Source organism: Mucilaginibacter celer, from assembly GCF_003576455.2.
Taxonomy (GTDB): Bacteria; Bacteroidota; Bacteroidia; order Sphingobacteriales; family Sphingobacteriaceae; genus Mucilaginibacter; species Mucilaginibacter celer.
Window position 1 is genome coordinate 5,453,849 of record NZ_CP032869.1, and the last position, 18,682, is coordinate 5,472,530.

General features: G+C 43.5%; 16 protein-coding genes. 8 read left to right on the forward strand and 8 right to left on the reverse strand.

The window, feature by feature from the left end; translation table 11 throughout:
- The 3 genes from HYN43_RS22425 to HYN43_RS22435 all read right to left on the reverse strand — a co-directional run bounded on the left by HYN43_RS22425 (nt 1) and on the right by HYN43_RS22435 (nt 4,551).
- Nucleotides 1-1,086: a Gfo/Idh/MocA family protein gene (locus HYN43_RS22425; protein WP_119406164.1), complete on the reverse strand. Its 1,086-nt coding sequence runs from the start codon at nt 1,084-1,086 to the stop codon at nt 1-3.
- Nucleotides 1,087-1,454: 368 nt separating this feature from the next.
- Nucleotides 1,455-1,700, reverse strand: coding sequence for a hypothetical protein (locus tag HYN43_RS22430; RefSeq protein WP_119406165.1), 246 nt, complete (start codon nt 1,698-1,700; stop codon nt 1,455-1,457).
- Between the two features lie 271 nt (nt 1,701-1,971).
- On the reverse strand, nt 1,972-4,551 hold the full coding sequence (locus HYN43_RS22435; RefSeq protein ID WP_162996586.1) for an OstA-like protein: 2,580 nt from the start codon (nt 4,549-4,551) through the stop codon (nt 1,972-1,974).
- 50 nt (nt 4,552-4,601) lie between these two features.
- On the opposite strand from HYN43_RS22435, the gene tilS reads away from it, so the two are divergent.
- Both tilS and HYN43_RS22445 read left to right on the forward strand, forming a co-directional pair.
- Nucleotides 4,602-5,939, forward strand: coding sequence for a tRNA lysidine(34) synthetase TilS (gene tilS / locus HYN43_RS22440; RefSeq protein ID WP_119406167.1), 1,338 nt, complete (start codon nt 4,602-4,604; stop codon nt 5,937-5,939).
- Nucleotides 5,936-6,418, forward strand: coding sequence for a hypothetical protein (locus HYN43_RS22445; protein WP_119406168.1), 483 nt, complete (start codon nt 5,936-5,938; stop codon nt 6,416-6,418). The genes tilS and HYN43_RS22445 overlap by 4 nt, the downstream gene beginning before the upstream one ends.
- A gap of 228 nt (nt 6,419-6,646) precedes the next feature.
- Here HYN43_RS22445 and HYN43_RS22450 read toward each other — a convergent pair whose 3' ends face one another.
- Nucleotides 6,647-7,537, reverse strand: a complete 891-nt coding sequence (locus tag HYN43_RS22450) for a LysR substrate-binding domain-containing protein (protein ID WP_119409075.1) — start codon at nt 7,535-7,537, stop codon at nt 6,647-6,649.
- Nucleotides 7,538-7,681: 144 nt separating this feature from the next.
- Here HYN43_RS22450 and HYN43_RS22455 point away from each other — a divergent pair, with 144 nt between their 5' ends.
- Nucleotides 7,682-8,920 (forward strand): MFS transporter, encoded by a 1,239-nt coding sequence (locus tag HYN43_RS22455; protein ID WP_119406169.1) that lies wholly within the window; start codon nt 7,682-7,684, stop codon nt 8,918-8,920.
- A 78-nt stretch (nt 8,921-8,998) separates the two neighbouring features.
- Here the strand turns inward: HYN43_RS22455 and HYN43_RS22460 are convergent, their stop codons facing one another.
- Nucleotides 8,999-9,961: an isopenicillin N synthase family dioxygenase gene (locus tag HYN43_RS22460; RefSeq protein ID WP_119406170.1), complete on the reverse strand. Its 963-nt coding sequence runs from the start codon at nt 9,959-9,961 to the stop codon at nt 8,999-9,001.
- A gap of 205 nt (nt 9,962-10,166) precedes the next feature.
- On the opposite strand from HYN43_RS22460, the gene HYN43_RS22465 reads away from it, so the two are divergent.
- Nucleotides 10,167-11,813, forward strand: a complete 1,647-nt coding sequence (locus tag HYN43_RS22465) for a DUF6600 domain-containing protein (protein WP_119406171.1) — start codon at nt 10,167-10,169, stop codon at nt 11,811-11,813.
- 85 nt (nt 11,814-11,898) lie between these two features.
- The gene (locus HYN43_RS22470; RefSeq protein WP_119406172.1) at nt 11,899-12,345 is read left to right on the forward strand and encodes a thioredoxin family protein; all 447 of its coding nucleotides are present in this window, start codon (nt 11,899-11,901) and stop codon (nt 12,343-12,345) included.
- Nucleotides 12,346-12,414: 69 nt separating this feature from the next.
- On the opposite strand, the gene HYN43_RS22475 is transcribed toward HYN43_RS22470, so the two are convergent.
- Nucleotides 12,415-13,260, reverse strand: a complete 846-nt coding sequence (locus tag HYN43_RS22475) for a ferritin-like domain-containing protein (protein ID WP_119406173.1) — start codon at nt 13,258-13,260, stop codon at nt 12,415-12,417.
- A gap of 12 nt (nt 13,261-13,272) precedes the next feature.
- A complete protein-coding gene (locus HYN43_RS22480) occupies nt 13,273-13,965 on the reverse strand; it encodes a ferritin-like domain-containing protein (protein ID WP_119406174.1) in 693 nt (230 codons plus the stop codon).
- Between the two features lie 1,085 nt (nt 13,966-15,050).
- Between HYN43_RS22480 and HYN43_RS22485 the strand changes: the two genes are divergently transcribed.
- On the forward strand, nt 15,051-15,758 hold the full coding sequence (locus HYN43_RS22485) for a hypothetical protein (protein ID WP_119406175.1): 708 nt from the start codon (nt 15,051-15,053) through the stop codon (nt 15,756-15,758).
- Nucleotides 15,759-16,266: 508 nt separating this feature from the next.
- Here the strand turns inward: HYN43_RS22485 and HYN43_RS22490 are convergent.
- Entirely contained in the window at nt 16,267-17,571 is a 1,305-nt protein-coding gene (locus tag HYN43_RS22490; RefSeq protein ID WP_119409076.1) for a leucine-rich repeat-containing protein kinase family protein, read from the reverse strand.
- 165 nt (nt 17,572-17,736) lie between these two features.
- Between HYN43_RS22490 and HYN43_RS22495 the strand changes: the two genes are divergently transcribed.
- Together HYN43_RS22495 and HYN43_RS22500 are read left to right on the forward strand one after the other, a co-directional pair.
- On the forward strand, nt 17,737-17,994 hold the full coding sequence (locus HYN43_RS22495; RefSeq protein ID WP_119406176.1) for a hypothetical protein: 258 nt from the start codon (nt 17,737-17,739) through the stop codon (nt 17,992-17,994).
- A 68-nt stretch (nt 17,995-18,062) separates the two neighbouring features.
- A complete protein-coding gene (locus HYN43_RS22500) occupies nt 18,063-18,671 on the forward strand; it encodes an RNA polymerase sigma factor (RefSeq protein WP_119406177.1) in 609 nt (202 codons plus the stop codon).
- Nucleotides 18,672-18,682: the final 11 nt, after the last annotated feature.

Genomic DNA, 18,682 nt, shown 5'->3' on the forward strand with positions numbered 1-18,682 from the left:
TTATTTATTATTGAGCCAAAGATTTACAGGTTTATCAATTTTGGCGCTAAAAGGTAATTCAATTTTTTTGCCTGCCCCGGCAGATGCATAGGCAGCATAAATCAATTCGAGCACAGCACGGCCATCCTCACCGGTTACCAGTGGGGTTTTATCGTTCTGTACGCAATCAATAAAGTGCTTCAGTTCGTGCGGGTAGCCCTGGTTAAAGGCTTCTTCAAAAATGGTATAACTCCAGCCCTGGGTGGTATCTGTTTTTTCCATGGCATAGCCGTAGCCGTTTTTGCTATAGGTTACCGCTGCGTTCCCCATAAACAAATCGGCATAAATTACGCCGCCGGTGCCATGAATTTCGCAGCGGTCGTCCATACCGCCGTGCTTGGCCCAGCTGTTTTCGGCTACGGCAGTTACGCCGTTTTCAAATTCTACAATAATTACCGAGTTATCTTCGCCTTTGGTGCGCTCTTTATGCAGCACGGTGCTCATGCTGGCGTAAACATTTTTGGGTTTGGCATTATTCAGCATCCATCTAAACCAACCCAACGCATGGCAGCCCATATCCATAATAACCCCGCCGCCCGAAAAATCGATATCGTAAAACCAATCCGAATGCGGGCCTGAATGCTTTTCGCCCTGCTTTAACATGTAGATTTCGCCTACTGCACCTTCCCTAACCAGATGCCTTGCCCGCTCATACTTTGGTGCGAAGCAAAGTTCTTCGGCATACATCAGCTTTACGTTGTTGGCTTTGCAAACGGCTATCATTTCGTCTGCCTCTTCCAACGTTACTGCCAACGGCTTTTCAATAATGATATGCTTACCTGCTTTGGCAGCTTTGATTGTAGCTTCGGCATGGAGGTAGTTGGGCAGGCAGATATCCACTACTTCGCAGTCCGATTCGGTAATTAATTTATCAATATCGTCAAACCATTGGGGGATGTGGTATTTTTCGGCAAAGGCCTTCGCTTTTTCGGCTTTGCGGGCGTAGCAGGCTACCACTTCGGCTTCGGGGATAAAGCGATGGTACGATTCCATGTGGATCTCGGTTATAAAACCGGCACCCAGTATGGCAACTTTGGTTCGTTTCATATAAAGTATTGTATATAATTAGCGCCGATAATTGGGGCAGCGCACAGGATTTAGCGGGTTCAGAATACTATTCAAGATTAATGAATAATATTTTAAAATTGAAAAGTTTTGGAAGATGAGGGGATGAAGTGAATAAATCATTGTGATACTGCACGATCTCATTCAATACAGCATAATTGAAATCACTGTCATGCTGAACTTGTTTCAGCACCCCACACGCCGAGCGGCCATGCTAAGCAAATCGTCTACCTGTCCTGTGGGATGCCGAAATAAATACGGCACGACGGCGGAGAGATTGCGAGCTCATATATTTCTCAGGTACGATAGATTCACCTATCGAAACTCTTCCTAAAATTAGCACCAACAATTTACCCCTCCAACACATGCTTCTTAATAAACTCGATAGTCGAATCGGGCAGGGCATTGCCGCTGGCTTGTGTTAAAGAACCATCGGGTTGGATCTCAAGTTCGGCGTTGATGTTATTGTCGATAAAAACGTGGAGTTTGTTTTGTTCTTTTTCAACCTTGCAGGTAAGCTCGCGCTCGGAGTAGTTGATCAGGAATTCGTATTTCCCGTCTTTGGCTGCAGGTATGGTATCATTTTGATCTTTCATGGCGATGTGTTTATTGGGATAACACCGCCGGGGGCAGGATGGTTTACTTTAACGATAAATTAAATACATGTGTAAACACGCTTTAGCTAAGGCCGAAAAAAAAGAGAGAGCCCGCCGGCTGTCTCTTTTTTAATTTAAGTTGACTGACCTCATTATTTATCATAAAGAACTAATTGGTTAGATCGATAATAACAATTGACCAAATATAAGCACTATAGATTTAGTAGTCTAATTTTTTAACAAAAAAAATGCTATTTTTTATTCAAATTGTTCAGTTTTTCTTCACAGATGGGCCTTTATTAACAATACTGTCCTTTTTTGGGGTGTTTTGAGGGGCATTTGGAGCACTTTTTTTAATTATCGTGTCTTTTTTCAATTTTATGGCATTATTCGCTCCGGTATCTACTTTTAGCGTGCTATCCTGCATGTTTTTTATTCCGGGCACCTTAAGGCTATCGGTTTTAGTGCTGATGCCGGGCTTGCCTGCTCCGGGTTTTGCAGGCGCTGTTTTGGGTTGCGGTTTTGTGGTTGCAGCTTTCTTTTTACTTCGTTTTTTTATAATATCTTCTTTGGATGCCGGTCGCTCCTTTGGTTTCCATAAAAAGCCTTTCAGTATCTTATCGTCTTCTTTTACCTTATCTATCGGGATGTACCGGTTTTCGGGTTTGGTTAAAAAGAAGATATCCGTAGCCTGTTTGTCTTTAAACGCCACACGGATGCGGCTGCTTAATGACCGTTGCATGCCCGATACCTTGCCGCTGTCGCGCTGAAAAAATATAGTTTCGGCATTACCTACTGCATACATCTTATCCAGCTTATCATCCTTAAAATACCCCCGCATTCTTTTGCCCGATACCTGGTTAAAATGCACCGAATCGTCCTTGTCGATATTTACAATAAATGCCGACGGGAACAGCTCGATATTATCCATCTTCTTTTTGCGCATTTGCAGGTAAACGGTATCGCCCGAGAGCTGCGAACCCTGTGTCCAGATAATGGGGTTTACATACATGCGCATGGTCGAATCACTATTGGCATAAAAAATCGAATCGGATTTGGCCTGCAGGTCCGATTTAAAAATTTTGGCATGGTGGTGGGCTATCAAAATCCTCACCCGGGCAGTATCCTTCAGGTTAACAGGATATTGCCTGTAAACCGGGTCGCGTGCCAGTTGCACACGATAAACACTGTCTTGCTTTGCTTTCCGGGCGGCGGCAATAGCATCCTTTTTTCGTTGCAGCGAATCATTAACCGGCTTGGGCTTGCCAAAAAAGTCGCGGTGAAAGTAACTTGTATCTTTAGGGATGCCAAGGTACCTTGCTTCCAAAAACTTCGAGTTTTTTTTCTCGGCGGCTATTTTACGTTGTTTAAGCGTGGTATCGTGTTGGGTGCGCTGGCGTTCCTGGTAAGCTTTAAGGTTTTTATAGGTCATGATCTGCGTTTCGATGGTATCGGCAGTCATGTATATCGAATCGCGCTTAATCCGGCCGGTATCTTTAACGGCTACTATAGGCGCTTTTGCAGGCGGCTTAACGAATGTTCCCTTTTTATTTTTATCAGGCTTTATAGCATCAGCCACACCGGCCAGGCTGGTTATGTTTTTAATATTGGCTTTATCCTTATTGCTCAGTTTTAGCGCAGGAGCAGATTTTAATGCCGAATCAACCAGTTTAGGGTTTTTCTTCAGCTGATCTGCCGCCGTTTTCAGCACGGTATCAACCGTTCCCTTATTATCCTTTAAAGCATCCAGCGTCAGCTTGCCCGCCATATCAACATTTGCGCTATCCTTTTTGCTGATAGCGAATGGTTGTGTAACTGGTATGGTATTGGCCGGAGCTTTATGATTGTTACCAGGCTTTATGGCACCGGCTACTTTATTAAGATCGGTGATGTTGTTATTGGATGCCTTGGCATTTTTTTGCCCCGGAGGCACAGTTTTCGCCGCCGAATCAGTCTGGGTGGTATCCTTCTGCTCCGAAATCAGTACTACGTAAGCATTTTCGGTAACTATAGTTTTTTCATCGGCGCGGTAGTAGGTAGCCAGATCGCCTTTAATAGTTACTTTTTGCTCCCTGTCTTCAAACGTGATATTTTTTACCGCCCTGCCATAACCTTTCAGTTTATCATAAAACAAGCTGTCGCCCTTTAATGATTTGGTGCCCTGCCTGTACGAGTTTTTTTTGCCGAAGTAAGCCTGCTCGGTAACGGTATTATATAACCCGTTTTCGGTGTAGAGGGTATCTTTATCCTTGGTGCCGTAAATATTGGTAGGGCCATAAAAATAAGCTATCCTTGAGCCGGTGTTGTAACGCAGGGTATCTGTTTTGATGAGCGCGTCTACAGTTGTTAAAACTACATCGTATCTGAAGTATGAATCGCGACTGTAGGCAAAGTAATAGCCGTTTTTACTGGTTAGTACGTTGTCTTTATTGATTAGTTTGCCGCCGCCTGTATAGGTGCCTACCCTGCTGGCTGTATTATAGGTAAGGTAGTTGGTGGTGAGGGTGGCATCGCGGTCAACCATTTTTACGTTATCGGTAAGGATGGCAATTTTGGTATTACCATTATAGTTCAGCTTATCCGAAAATATGTTCAGCGTATCGCCCTGGTTAATGTTTACGTTGCCAAAAGCATCAAACGAGTTAAGATCAGGATAAAAATAGGCGCTATCCGAACGCAGCAATGAATAATCCTGCTTAAAAGTGCCTTTGTACACCTTTACCAACTGCTTGCCGTTTATTTTTGTGGCGGTACTTTTTTCAGATTGTATCAGGTTTACAATTGATTTTTTTTGGGCCATGGCCGCAGTTGCCAGCACCAAAAACAAAAAGCATAAAACGTATTTCCTCACGTGGCAAAATTAGTTTTTTGTCGGGGTTATTAAATTAATAATTTTGATGAATGCTGCCAGTTAATCAGTTTGTTAATTTTATTGAACAAAACGCTTTATTTACCCGCTCCACTCCTATCCTGGCAGCGGTAAGTGGCGGCATCGATTCGGTTTTAATGGCCCATTTACTTAAAGCCGCCGGGTACAATTTCGCCATCGCTCATTGCAATTTTCAGTTGCGGGGCGATGAAGCCTTACGCGATCAGCAATTTTCGCAATCGCTGGCCGCCCGGTTGGATGTACCTTTTCACACCATCAATTTCAATACAGAACAGTACGCTGCCCAAAACAAAATCTCGATCCAGATGGCTGCCCGCGATCTGCGTTACCAATGGTTTGATACTGTTTGCCAGCAATCAGGCTATGAGGTCGTTGCGCTTGCTCACCACCAGAACGATACTATCGAAACAATATTGTTAAACCTTACACGCGGCACCGGAATTGCTGGGCTCCACGGCATTTTGCCTAAAAATGGCAAACTTGTACGCCCGCTTCTGTTCCTTACGCGCGATGAGGTACAGACCATTGTTACCGCCGAAGGTTTAAGTTTTGTTGAAGACAGCTCGAACTCCTCGGCAAAATATGCCCGTAATAAGATCAGGCTGGAGGTGGTGCCGAAGTTGAAAGAGTTGAATCCTTCGCTCGAAAAAACTTTCGAAAACAGCCTGCAGCATTTTCGCGATTTGGAATTGTTACTCGAGCTAAAGCTTGATGAGTTAAGGGAAACGCTGCTGCTGCACAAGGACAATGCTATTTATTGTTCTATCGACAAAGTAAAAGCGCTGAATCCAAAACGCCTGTTGCTTTTTAAATTGCTAAATGAATATGGTTTTAACGAAACGATTATCGACGACCTGATAGCCTCACTTGATAAACATCCGGGGCGGGTGTTTGAATCCGGCTCGCATAGCTTGTTGTTGGATAGGGAGGATATCATCCTCAAACCTAAAAACACAGTTTCTTTAACCGAAGTTGTTATAAACCATGATGCCCTCCATGTAAATTGGGGAGCTTATAAATTAACTTTATTGCATGATGACAGCGCGCTTATCATTAAAGATAACCCATTTGCAACCTCAATTGATGCCGATAAGCTGGTCTACCCCTTAACCATCCGTAGTTGGCAGGAAGGCGATCATTTTTTTCCGCTGGGGATGAAAGGCCGCAAAAAACTGAGTGATTTTTTCATCAACCAGAAAGTGCCCCTACACCAAAAAGACAAAATTCCCGTTTTGGTGAACGGCAACGGCGAAATTATGTGGATTGGCGGTTACCGGCCCGACGAAAGGTATAAAGTAAATGATAACACTAAAAAAGTTACTATCTTCGAACTGTTTAAACTAACATGAGCGATAAATCCGTTTTTACCGAAAAGCAATACCTTGGCAGGGAGTTTATCCCCTTAACCATTCGCCTGGTTTTGGCCATGTTTTGTTTTGCAGCTTATTTTTTTACTGATGAACGCGAGCGCAATGGCGATTTGCTGGTGGTTGTTGGGTTTTCTATTATCATCATCTCCATCATCATGGGTTTCCTGCTGCATTTCCGTACCAGGGTAGAAAATAAAAGCGTAATGTTGGATGGTTTATGGACAACCAAACTGGTAAAAATCGATTTGAACGGTATTGTAAAAGCTGAAAAAGGAACTTACAGCCGCTATCTTTTCAACAACCCTGTTTATAACCTGCACACTAAAGGCACCATCCGCTTTTTTACTTCGGGCAATGAGGCTATTCACCTTACCGATAGGGACGGCTTGCTTTACATCATCGGCTCGAAACATCCTAATGAGTTTTTGAGAGCGATTAGGGAAGAGATGAAGAAGTAGTTGCGGTTTGGCGTTCGTGAAGATACGAACCCTTGGTTATTAGTTATAACGCCTGTCGTTTCGACGAACATGCGGGGGCCTCAAGCGGTGGCGAGAGGAGAAATCTTGTACGCCCTATTAAGCGGACTTGCATTTCCGCCTTGCATGGCGTACAGGATTTCTCTTTCGCTCTTACGCGCTTATCCCCCCTCCGCTCTATCGAAATGACATTTTGGTTAATTATCGGCTTTACTGCCCATCCGTTATCTCCATCACCCGCATCAACTCCTCAATAAACAAAATAGCCGCCCTTTTACGATAAACACCTTTTTGCCAAAGAATATATGATTGCCGCTTGATCTCTTTCGATTCGATAGGTACAGCGACCACCTTATTCCAACCAATAAGTGCCTTTTCATTCAGAATAGTTGCCCAATGGCCATTCTCAACCAAAGCCAATAGTGAATGCACATCATTCAGTTCAATCTTGATATTGGGTACAATCTTTTTACGGTTAAAAAGCTCGTTGATAAACTCGCGCGAGCTGAAACCTTTGCCTGGCAATATCAGGTCCTGTTTAGCCAACTCTTCCAAACTTATTTTATCCAGTTTGGCCAGCGGATTAATTTTCGCTACCACCATCACTACGCTCGAACTGAATAGCTCCTGCATTTCCAGGTCTTCATCATCACTTTCGTTATGAAAAGCCAGGATCATATCCAGTTCAGCCAGGCGCAGTTTCTTTTCCAGTTCTTCCGGATTGCCATAAGTGATAAAAATTTTGATACCGGGATATTTAGTGCTGAACGGTGCTAAAGCAGGCAACAACAAGGAAGTAAAAGCGTAGGAAACCCCAAGATTAAGTTCGCCGGTCGTTGCGTTTTGTAATTCGCTGATGGCTTGTTTGCTCCGTTGCACATCATTCAATATTTTACGGGCGTGGGTTAAAAATATATGTCCGGCCTCGGTAATACGTACATGTTTGCCTATCCTGTCAAACAGCAGCATGCCCAACTCTTCTTCCAGCTGTTTAATTTGTTGCGATAAGGTGCTTTGGGTAATAAACACCGCGGCGGCGGCCTCGGTAAAGTTCATCGTTTCGGCAGCCTTCACAAAATACTGTAGTTGACGCAGCTCCACAATCAATCGTTTTTATCAATCAATTTCATTAAAATAATCTATTTTACAAATATATGTTTATGGGCGATATTTGCAGCATAAAACAAATCAATAGTTCTTGCATTAAGTACTCCCCTGAATTTGCTTTTGTTAGGTTTTAGTACGATGAATGTTTTCCGCTCATTAAAGTACCGTAATTTCAAGCTGTTTTTTTACGGTCAGTCAATTTCTCTTATAGGCACATGGATGCAAAAAACAGCAGTGGCATGGCTGGTTTACCGCCTTACAGGTTCGGCCCTTTTATTGGGTGTGGTTAGTTTTGTAAGCCTTATCCCATCGTTAATATTAGCCCCTTACGCCGGTAGTATTGTAGATAGGCATAACCGCTACCGCATACTGGTTATTACCCAGGTAACATCCATGTTGCAGGCTGGCGCGCTGGCTTTTATGATCCTGTTCAAAATCTATAATATCCCGGCCATTATTGGTTTAAGCCTGCTGCAAGGCATTGTGAACGCCTTTGATATTACCTGCCGTCAATCGTTAATGGTTGATATGGTTGATGATAAAAGCGATTTGCCCAATGCCATCGCCCTCAACTCAACCATGACCAACCTGGCCCGTATTGCAGGCCCGGCCATAGCCGGTATCGTACTGAGCGCATTTGGCGAAGACGTTTGCTTTTTCGGCAACTTCATCAGCTACATCCCGGTACTTACCTGTTTATTTATGATGAAGCTGAACACCATTGTACCGGTACGCTCAGAAAAAAGCATCTGGACCGAGTTGCAGGAAGGTTTTAAATACGTATCCGGCGACCCTGATTTAAGCAGCATGATCCTGATGCTCGCCGCAAGCAGCCTGTTCGTGATCCCTTTCAATACCCTAATGCCTATTTTTGCCAAAGATATTTTTAACGGCGATGCCAAAACCTTCAGCTGGTTTGAAAGCGCTGCCGGGTTAGGTTCGGTGGTTAGTGCGGTGTACCTGGCTAATCTTAAAACCAATAAAAACCTGGTGAAGATTATGAGTACCGCAAGCCTCATTTTTGGGATCAGTGTGTTGATGGTAGCTTATGCTGGTAAACTTCCTTTCGCCCTGGTATTTATGGTATTTACAGGTGTAGGCATGATGGCGCAAACATCTGCTATCAACACTTACATTCAAACTCATGCTATCCCGGCTATGCGGGCAAGGGCTATCAGCTATTATGTAATGGCTTACCAGGGAATGATTCCTGTGGGCAGCTTAATGGCCGGATGGCTGGCCGGCGAGCTCGGCCCGCGCAGGGCGGTTTGTATTGAGGGAATTATAGGTGTATTGGCTACCGCTTTGTTTGTTTTGTATAAACGGCGACAGGCAGCCGGCGAGAGCGTTGACGGAAAGACAGCTTTGGCTAAGTAAAATATTTAATCTGCCTAAAAAAAGAAAAAGCCCTTTCGTTTTGAGAGGGCTTTTCTATTTAATAACTGTGTTTTATCGTTACATCTTCAAACCAATTTCCCTCAGGCGTTCGTCCAGATACTCGCCCGCAGTAATATCGGTATACAATTTAGGATGTTGCTCATCAATACACGATTCCAGGCTGGTCAGATCCATATCTGATTTTGGATGCAGGAAAAACGGAACCGAATAACGGGAGAATCCCATCAGCTCGCGCGGAGGATTCACCACCCGGTGCGTGGTTGATTTTAGTTTATTATTGGTTAAGCGCTGAAGCATATCGCCTACGTTAACCACCAAATCCTCGCCAAAGGCTTTTACCGGGAACCAGGTATTATCGCGGGTTAACAGTTCAAGGCCATCGGCACTGGCACCTATCAACAAGGTAATCAGGTTGATATCTTCATGCGCACCTGCACGTACCGCGTCATCAGGTACAGCATCGGGATTAGTTATTGGAAAATAGTGCAGGTTACGGAGGATGGAGTTACCGTTATGCACTTTATCATCAAAATAATTTTCAGGTAGTTCAAGGTAAACGGCAATGGCGCGTAGCAAATGCTTACCTGCGGCTTCCAATTTTTTATAAACCTCGATGGTGGTGGGGTTAAAGTCGGGCAGTTCAGTTACCTCAACATTTTCGGGGTATTGGGTTTTGAGGGCATCATCGTCGGTAACGGTTTGGCCTATTTGCCAAAACTCCTTCAAATCTGGAGTTTTAAAACCTTTGGCGGTTTCCTTGCTTTTGCCGGTGTATCCGCGCTGGCCTGCCAGGCCGGGGATCTCGTATTTTTGCTTTACATCTTCGGGCAAGGCAAAAAGCGCTTTTACATCTTCATAAAGTTTATCTATCAACTCCTTGCTTAAACCGTGATTGGTTATGGTAACAAAACCTGTTTCGTTAAAAGCTTTGCCAATATCGTCAGAGAATTGTTTGCGTTCGTCGGCAGTGCCGTTTATATAGGTATTAAGATCGAGGCGAGGGATGTTTACAGTACTCATAGTTTGTAGTTTATAAAACAGGTAGCAAAATTATCTAATTTTTAGTGCGATACACAAGGTAACAATAATATTTTATAGCTATAGCTGGGGCTCATGTACTTTGTATCAACGGTATAAAACAATTTTTGATTTAAACGTTTTATACTTCTGCCTGTCATACTATTAAACACGCAACGTGACAGGGGCATTTATAAACATTAGTACCATGAAATTTATAAATAAAATATGCGGTATAAGCTTAATAGCATTTTTAATAATGCTTGCCGCACCAGATAAAAGTAAAGCGCAGGAAGGCGGATACGTATCCGACCAGGAATTTTACGACGAACTTGACCCTTACGGCACCTGGGTAAGTGACCCGCAGTACGGCAACGTTTGGGTACCTGATGCCGAAGACAATTTCAGGCCTTATGCCACCCGTGGCCACTGGGTAGTAACCGATTACGGTAACACCTGGGTATCTGATTATAAATGGGGCTGGGCACCGTTTCACTACGGTCGCTGGCGTTATGATGATTACTATGGTTGGGAATGGATTCCGGGTAATGAATGGGCACCGGCCTGGGTAAGCTGGAGGCATGGCGGCGGCTATTATGGCTGGGCACCTTTGCAGCCGGGCATCAGCATCAGTATTTCATTAGGCAACAGCTACCGCGTGCCTGATAATTATTGGGTTTGCGCACCGCAGGCTTATATTAACAGTCCGCAAATTTATAATTACTATACACCACGCCCGCGGGTTGTTAACATTATTAACCGCACCACCATTATCAACAACACCTATGTTAATAATAACCGCACTTATATTACCGGCCCGAGGGTAACCGAAATAAGGCAGGTAACTAACAACAGGAATGTGCGTGTTTATAACATAACCAATGTTAATCGCCCTAATGGCGGCGGCCGGGTGGTTAATAATACCGTAAACATTTACCGCCCGGAAGTGCGTAAAGCGCCCGATGCCAGGCCGGCAAGGGTAGTGAACGCGGCAGCCTACAGGCAGCAAAACCCTAACGCAGGTATAGCTAACAGAGGCCGCGGCAATGAGGCTGTTAACCGCAATAACGCCGCACGATTAAGAGAAGTTGCCCGCAACGAAAAACCTGATAATAAACTGGTACAGGTTAACCACGACAGACCTGCGGCAAGGCCAAACCCTGCCGATAATCGCGGGCAGGGGCAGCCGGCTAACCGCCAGCAACAGTTGCAGCAGCGCCAGCAGGAGCAGCAAAAACGTCAGCAAGATCAACAGGCCAGCCGTCAGCAACAATTGCAACAGCGCCAGCAAGCCCAGCAACAACGCGAGCAGCAAAGGCAGGCAGGCAAACCTGCCGACGAGCAGGCTAACCGCCAGCAACAACTACAACAGCGTCAGCAACAAGCGCAACAACGCCAGCAGGAGCAACAAGCCCAGCGTCAGCAGCAGTTGCAACAACGCCAGCAGGAACAGCAGGCTCAACGCCAGCAACAACAGCAACAGCGCGAGCAAGAGCAACAAGTTCAGCGTCAGCAACAACAGCAGCAACGTCAACAGGAACAGCAGGCTCAACGCCAGCAACAAGCGCAACAACGCCAGCAGGAGCAACAAGCCCAGCGTCAGCAGCAATTGCAGCAAAGGCAACAGGAACAACAACAGCGTCAGCAGCAAATGCAACAGCAACGGCAGCAAGAGCAGCAGGCACAACGTGAACAACAAATGCAGCAACGCCAACAGGAACAACAGCAACGTCAGCAACAAATGCAGCAGCAACGTCAACAGGAACAACAACAGCGCCAGCAACAAATGCAGCAGCAACGTCAGCAGCAACAGCAGCAACGCCAGCAGGAACAACAGCGTCGCCCTGCTAACTAACAAAATAAATTTATAACCGACATAATAAACAGCACGTATAAAGCATTATATACGTGCTGTTTTTATGTTAGCCCTAATTAAACGAATGAAAAAAATCCTGTATATCCTTTCCCTAATGTTTCTGATAACACTGGTAAGTAGCCCCACAGCAAAAGCCCAGGAAACGTTAAGCAAATCATCAACCCAAATCAATTTTATCGAAAACTCGTGGACCGAAGCTTTAAAACAGGCGGCAAAGCAAAAAAAATACATTTTTGTTGATGCCTATGCCAGCTGGTGCGGCCCCTGCAAAATGCTTAAGGCAACCACCTTTAAAAACAATAAGGTTGCCGATTTTTATAACGATAATTTTGTAAATGTGGCCATTGATATGGAAAAAGGCCAGGGCCCCGCGCTTGCCGCAGCATGGGGTTTACAGGCCTACCCTACCATGATTATTTTTGACAGTAAAGGCAAGGCTATATCAGGCACCGTAGGTTATATCAGGCCTAATGACTTAATTAAGTTTGGGCAATATGCATTAAACAAGTAGTTTTGATATGCGCAAAAAAAAAACCGGCTCCCTTATCGATAGCCGGTTTTTCATTTTATAAACAAACTCTTAGCTGTATATAAAAGTACCAACTAATAAAGCTAATACCTGATCTTTAGATAAAGGCTCGTCAAAGGCTGCTGTGGCTACGGCTACTGAAGTGGTTGAACCGGTTGCACTTGGCAGCGTAGTCAGATCAACGCCTCCCTGAACAATAGTTTCTTCGCCTGCATAGTTACCGTTTACCTGCGGCACGCCGGTATCATTACCTACAGTGGCTGTACTGGTAATCCATGGTGAAACACCCAGCAACTGGCGGATAGCCGATGCGTGGCGGGCTTCAACCGCGTGGATAGATAAAGCAGCTGTAAGGATATCTTTATTACCTAACAGATTTGGAGCCTGGCCTTTGTAAGCGCGCACGCCTGTATCCTCAAATGCCAGCGCTACTTTTAAAAACAAGCTATAGTTGCTAAACAGACCTTTAAACGGACCATTGCCTGTACCACCACCGGCAGTAAAATCAAATTTTGGCGAGGCAACCGGTGTACCTCCTGATGCGGTGATTGCTGTTTTCAGGAAAGCCACGTGTTGGTTTTCATCATCCTTTACGGTATTGATATAAGCCGAGGCGGAAGCCGGAATTAGCCCGGCCGATGCTGCACCCTGGTTATAAAACGATGATTCCAGATATTCGAGGGTTAAGGCATAGTTCAACACATCAACAACCGATGTTGAGGCTTCTGCACCATAAGCTTTTTTAAGCATTGTACCCAAGGCAAAGGGTACTGCAGCCAGGGCTACTTTTGAGCCAAAGCTGGTTATATTTTTGATGGCTGCACGGCGCGGGTTAAGCCTGTCATTCAGTTCCGGATCAATTTTTTCTAATTCTTCTACTATATTAAATAAATTCATGGCAGTGTGGGTTTAAGCTACGTAACTGTAATTAGATGCACTCACTTTGGTTTTAAGGTAGGTATTGGCAATTGGCAATACTTCGGCAATAGTGGCCGATTTGTTTAAGCCGTTGCTGTCAACCTGGTCATCGGCGGCAAATGAACCGGCAACCAGCATATTGCTGATTAGGGCGGCGTGCCTTGCCTCAACCGATACAATTTTGCCTGCAATGGTTAAGTAACCCGCATCCTGAATAAGGTAACCGGCACCATCATAAGCTTTAACACCGGTATCTTCAAATGCTTTTGCAGCACCCAAAACAGCAGCTTTTTTTGTAAAATCAATAGTGCTGAAATCAACCGTTAAGGCCGGGATAGCATTACCGCCAAGGGCTTTTTTGAAAAATTCGCGGTGAACCACCTCGTGATCGCGGATGCTGGTGAAAAGCGCCTTTTCGTCGCTGGTCATTCCCGCATAGGGCGATGCAACCACCTGGATATAAAATGCGGCCTCAAGCTGCTCTAAAGCGTAAGCGTAGTTTAAAATTGCAAGATCGCCTTTGGCGCCAATGTCAATTCCACCACCAATAACAACCTTATGATCTTTGTGGCATGCTGCTGTGGCCAAAAGCCCCGCCGAGGCTACCCCTAAGCCCGCATAGCGTAAAAATGACCTCCGGGCCATGTTAGCTCCACCTATGCTGTCTTGTTCAGATGTTTTCATAGTAAATTTCGATTTTTTTGATTGATAATTTCGTTTTGCTTTGTAGATGATATACGCCTATAGAAACCTTGCAGATTGCAATTAGTTGACAATTAATCTACTCCGAATTAGAGTGTTTAATTATAGGTTAATTCAACAGCTAAAAACGAAGAGAAACGATACAGAAAACCTGGGAAGGTATAATAAAAAAGGCCGAAAAACTCTCGCAGTGTTTCGGCCCTACATCTACCTATGAAAAACAGTCCTTTTTAGTAAGGACATGATTACTAAGCCAAACCCTATGCCAATTGCCAAAAATGCCCTAAAAGCAGCGATTAAGCCGTTTTAAATAATAGTAAAATATTTTCCTTTGGAAACAATTCCCCAAGCGGGGCAATATTTACTTATGGGGATTTAAATTTATTAGGTTTCAGTTAATCAATATTTTTTAAATCAGTTTAATAAAAAAGGCCGGACAACTCTCGCAGTTATTCCGGCCCTACATCTACCTATGAAAAACAACCCTTTGAGAAGGGTATTAAACCATATTCAAACTACATGCCATTATTAAAAACGGCGCTTAATTGCCTAATTGGCAGGTTTTTAATCTCAACACACACGCCAATGCGTAGAAATGACACCATGGCATGGGAAATATTTTCCCATTGATTAAAAAACAGACAAAAGATCTTAATCATTAAGAAACATAACACAGATAAATAAAAAGGCCGGTCAACTCTCGCAGTTGAACCGGCCCTACATCTACCTATGAAAACAACCCTTTTTAGTAAGGGTATTAACTATAATTCAAATGCAGTGCCATTTGAGAAAGATGCCCTTCAAACCAACAAAAGCGTGTTTTTTTTTAACTATAGTGAGTCCAGATTGTGGAAATGTCTTCCACAATTGGTACATATTTTTCACGCAGGTTAACAACAGCACATTAATTAACTAACAATAAACATGACAGGTATTGAATCACATTTTTCAATGCAAAACAAAACCTCATTGCAAATATTTCGTAACTATACTGCCTATATCTACCTAAGAAAACAACTTTTTTAGTAGGGATAATTATAATTTAAAAGCAATATCATTTGAAAAATATGCCCCCAAACCAACTGAAGCCATTTTTAAAAAGCATTATCGTTTTAGTTGTCTCTCTTATCTTAAATGGCAGCTGCACCAATGGCTCAACAATCAATAACAAAGTTCCCCGCATTTCAACATCCTCCCCCACAGCTAAACAGCCAAAAAAAGGAAGCGATTTAACTGATAGCGCCAAACTGGTTAAGCTTTTACGAAACCTGCCGATTCCTAAATTCCCTTTCGATACTAAAAATCCATCGTCTGATCCAGGTCCGATTGATCTTTCGATTTTTAAGGATAAAAAGTTGATGGGGCTTAAGTTAAATTTAAGAGAAAGGCAAATTGGCGGAAGTATAATTGATGGTGATGATATTCCTTCAACTTTTGATTTGACGGACTCAACCTATAAATCGAACTGGCTTTTAATTGCTATGAAGCCAAACTTTTTTGTTGTGATAACAGAAGAAACGCTTGTAACGTTAACTTATAAGTTACATGTAATAGATGCAATGCATATTAAAGCCGATGATCCGGCGGGGAATAGCCATTTTGGAGGTGCGCTAAATACAACCATATACAAAGATTTGACATTAAAGCTCAATTATTATTACGAAGTACAGGTTGATGAGGAGGGAAACTTTGACAAGGAAATTGACGACGATTTTTGGACTGTTGATGCCAAAGGACATTTTAGGTTAAAAAAACAAGCAGCTAAAGAATCTTAATATCGATTGAACTTCCAAATCTAATACAGGCGCGGACTGAACTAACTGAGGCAATTCTTCAATTCGGAAAATTTCGGTTCAGAAAAAAAAGCGGACATAGATATTTTTCCTCTCACCAACTAATCTCCATTCTCCAACCTCTAATCTCCAAATTAAATTACCCGTTTAAACACTAAAAATTAAGGAGATACGTTAGTAATAAGGCTAAAAAAATAAAAGCCTCCTTGCACTCGCTGCTTGGAGGCTTTAAACCTAAACCTTATCACAAATCAAGGTGGTAACCTTGTATTGAAATAGCTGCAAAGCTAATACATGGATTATTAAAATCAAAAAAAAAGCGACGAATGGATGGAATGAATCGACAGATTGGCAAAAATTATCATTTTTCGTTCAAAAATTTCTAAAAAATTAAAAAAGCTTCCGGCTTTTCCTTTGCTCTTTTGGCGCAAAAACGCCCCTCTTTGAAAAAATTGGTAAAACGTTTTTAATAACGAAGCCTAATCTTAGGCTATTTTATCAGTTTTGCCAACCAAATAGTTAAGTCTCCAAATTTTGGGCGCTGCCCAATAGTATAGGTGATGCAGCTGTCTCTCATTGTTGAGAGCACGTGTATTTCGGGATGATCTTTTTCTAAACAAAGGCCTATAAGGTCGTCAAGAAAACAACCAAAGGCCCGCACTTCTATACGTTCAAGTTTTTCGGCAACTGCTTTTTCGGTTTTATCATAAAAGCTTGCTGCTCCAAAATCACCAAACAGGGTATTTCCTTCACCGTCAATCAGTGTGTTGTGCGCATACAGATCGCTATGCATAATGCCATTGCTATGCAAATGTTCGGCAACGGAGGCTATAGTTGAAACTATTTTTAACACCTGATTAACCGACAGCCTCATTTCCGGCTTAAAAACATCGCGGGTGCAGCTGGCTAAACTTGGGGGTAAACCCAAATTGAAAAAACTTTTAGGGATCAGCTCCATCACCAAACCTTTTTTATTGTCGGGATGGTTGGCTATCTCGCCTATTAATTTTACCAGACCTTCGTGGTTGCCGGCAACAATACAGGCATCCATCTCATCCTGCGGCAGGCCGTCGCTGGTAACGGCGCCTTTAAAAATTTTCACCGCTACATCTTTTACAACACCGTGGTTATTCCAGGCAGCCTGCGATATAATGCCGGATGCGCCTTCGCCAAGCAGGTGCTTCATTTCAAACTCGCTCCAATCAATTTTCTCAATTGATTTAACCGCATGCTTATGGTTAAAATTATTACCCGAAAAAGCCAGCCACGACAGTTTGGGCATCGAGAGTAGCCATTGAGGCAGTTCGTCCAATTGGTTGGCCGCTATCCGTAATAACTCCAGGTTTTGGCAGTTGCTCAATGATGGCGGTAATGTTTTTAAGCGGTTACCGGCAAGCATCAGTTTCTGCATTCGGTGGCAATTACCTATTTCGGCGGGTAATTCATTCACCTTGTTATTGGTGAGGATGAGCCAGCGTAAATTAGGGTTGATAGCTTTAGCGGGTACGGTTTCTATCAGGTTTGATTTGAAGCCAACGATATCCAACAGCGGGCAATCGGCTAAAACTTCGGGCAAAACGGTGAATTGATTTTCGGAGCAGAAAAAGATTTTTAGCTTTTGCAGACGGCCAAAATCCGGAGGTAATGAACTTAGGCTGTTGAATGACAGGTCGAGGTATTCTAAAGTATCAGCCAGTTCAAAAATTTCTTCGGGAAAATGCAAGAGTTGTTCAGCGAGTTTAAGGGTTGTTGCACCTTTTAATTCTCCGTTTTGTAATTGCTGTAGTGTTTGCATGGGGATGTAAACAAAGTAACAAAAAAAGCCAAACATTTAACGGTGCTCAAATGGGCTTAGAATACGCTTCGAATTTAAAGATACAGGTAACAAATACGATAGGTTTCTTTATGCCGATACTACCCTTATCTTCTCTTGCGTTTATCGCCCAAACCTCTTACAGCTATGCTTAAAAAAGTGCAGTTAGCACATATCCGCTACAACACCAACAGCGATGGCCAGAACCAATGCTGGCGCCTGGTGCTTGATGGTGAAGAGATCCTGGTTGAATCTGTTCAGATTGAAGCACCGGTATTTACCTCAAAAGATTGGATTGAACCTATTGGCCAGTTTAAACACCATATTTCGGTACGGGATTGCTCGGTGATGATTAATGAAACCGGCGATGCCCTCATTGCGCCGCTGCTTGTTGTTCAAGGTTAATCGTTTTAATTGGTTCAATTGCCAATTTATTTAACTTTTACTTTACGTAGGTTGTTTATTTTTGGCCGATGCAACAATTTGACAACCCTGCCGCCGATGCCGAGCTGTTGGAAATGCTGAAGGAAGACGATTTAAACGCTTTCGATGTATTGTTCAACCGCTATTGGAAATCGCTTTTTATTGCTGCAAAAACAAGGCTGGATGATGAGGAAGCCGCGAAGGATATTGTGCAAACCTTACTGATTGATGTTTGGCAAAAACGTAACCAACTCCAGGTAAATACCAGTCTCGAACAGTTTTTACACGGGGCGGTTAAACGTAAAGTGCTTCACCATTTCCGCTCAGAAAACATCAGGCAAAGCGCAATGGAGAACGCGTTGGAGCGCATGGGCAATCTGATTCATAGCGAAGATAACCTCTCATCCTACTTCGACCTGGAAAAAATTGTGAGCGAAGAGGTGGAGGAGATGCCCGCAAATATGAAACGTGCTTTTTTGCTGCGCAGCGACAGTTATTCGGTACGCGAAATTGCCGAAAATCTTAACCTGGCCGAGCAAACCGTATCCAACAATATTACCGAAGCGCTTAAACGCCTGAAGCGCCGCCTTAAAATGGAATACCCCGACAGGTATCTCAACTGCTTTATTTGCCTCGTTATCCTGTTTACAAAAAGTTAACGTAAAGTTGA

Bases quoted from the DNA above. Each gene is read 5' to 3' on its own strand.
- HYN43_RS22490 (WP_119409076.1), bottom strand. From the start codon at position 17,571: ATGCAAACACTACAGCAATTACAAAACGGAGAATTAAAAGGTGCAACA.
- HYN43_RS22485 (WP_119406175.1), top strand. From the start codon at position 15,051: ATGCCCCCAAACCAACTGAAGCCATTTTTAAAAAGCATTATCGTTTTA.
- HYN43_RS22470 (WP_119406172.1), top strand. From the start codon at position 11,899: ATGAAAAAAATCCTGTATATCCTTTCCCTAATGTTTCTGATAACACTG.
- HYN43_RS22495 (WP_119406176.1), top strand. From the start codon at position 17,737: ATGCTTAAAAAAGTGCAGTTAGCACATATCCGCTACAACACCAACAGC.
- HYN43_RS22455 (WP_119406169.1), top strand. From the start codon at position 7,682: ATGAATGTTTTCCGCTCATTAAAGTACCGTAATTTCAAGCTGTTTTTT.
- HYN43_RS22445 (WP_119406168.1), top strand. From the start codon at position 5,936: ATGAGCGATAAATCCGTTTTTACCGAAAAGCAATACCTTGGCAGGGAG.
- tilS (WP_119406167.1), top strand. From the start codon at position 4,602: ATGCTGCCAGTTAATCAGTTTGTTAATTTTATTGAACAAAACGCTTTA.
- HYN43_RS22480 (WP_119406174.1), bottom strand. From the start codon at position 13,965: ATGAAAACATCTGAACAAGACAGCATAGGTGGAGCTAACATGGCCCGG.
- HYN43_RS22430 (WP_119406165.1), bottom strand. From the start codon at position 1,700: ATGAAAGATCAAAATGATACCATACCTGCAGCCAAAGACGGGAAATAC.
- HYN43_RS22465 (WP_119406171.1), top strand. From the start codon at position 10,167: ATGAAATTTATAAATAAAATATGCGGTATAAGCTTAATAGCATTTTTA.
- HYN43_RS22475 (WP_119406173.1), bottom strand. From the start codon at position 13,260: ATGAATTTATTTAATATAGTAGAAGAATTAGAAAAAATTGATCCGGAA.
- HYN43_RS22500 (WP_119406177.1), top strand. From the start codon at position 18,063: ATGCAACAATTTGACAACCCTGCCGCCGATGCCGAGCTGTTGGAAATG.
- HYN43_RS22460 (WP_119406170.1), bottom strand. From the start codon at position 9,961: ATGAGTACTGTAAACATCCCTCGCCTCGATCTTAATACCTATATAAAC.
- HYN43_RS22425 (WP_119406164.1), bottom strand. From the start codon at position 1,086: ATGAAACGAACCAAAGTTGCCATACTGGGTGCCGGTTTTATAACCGAG.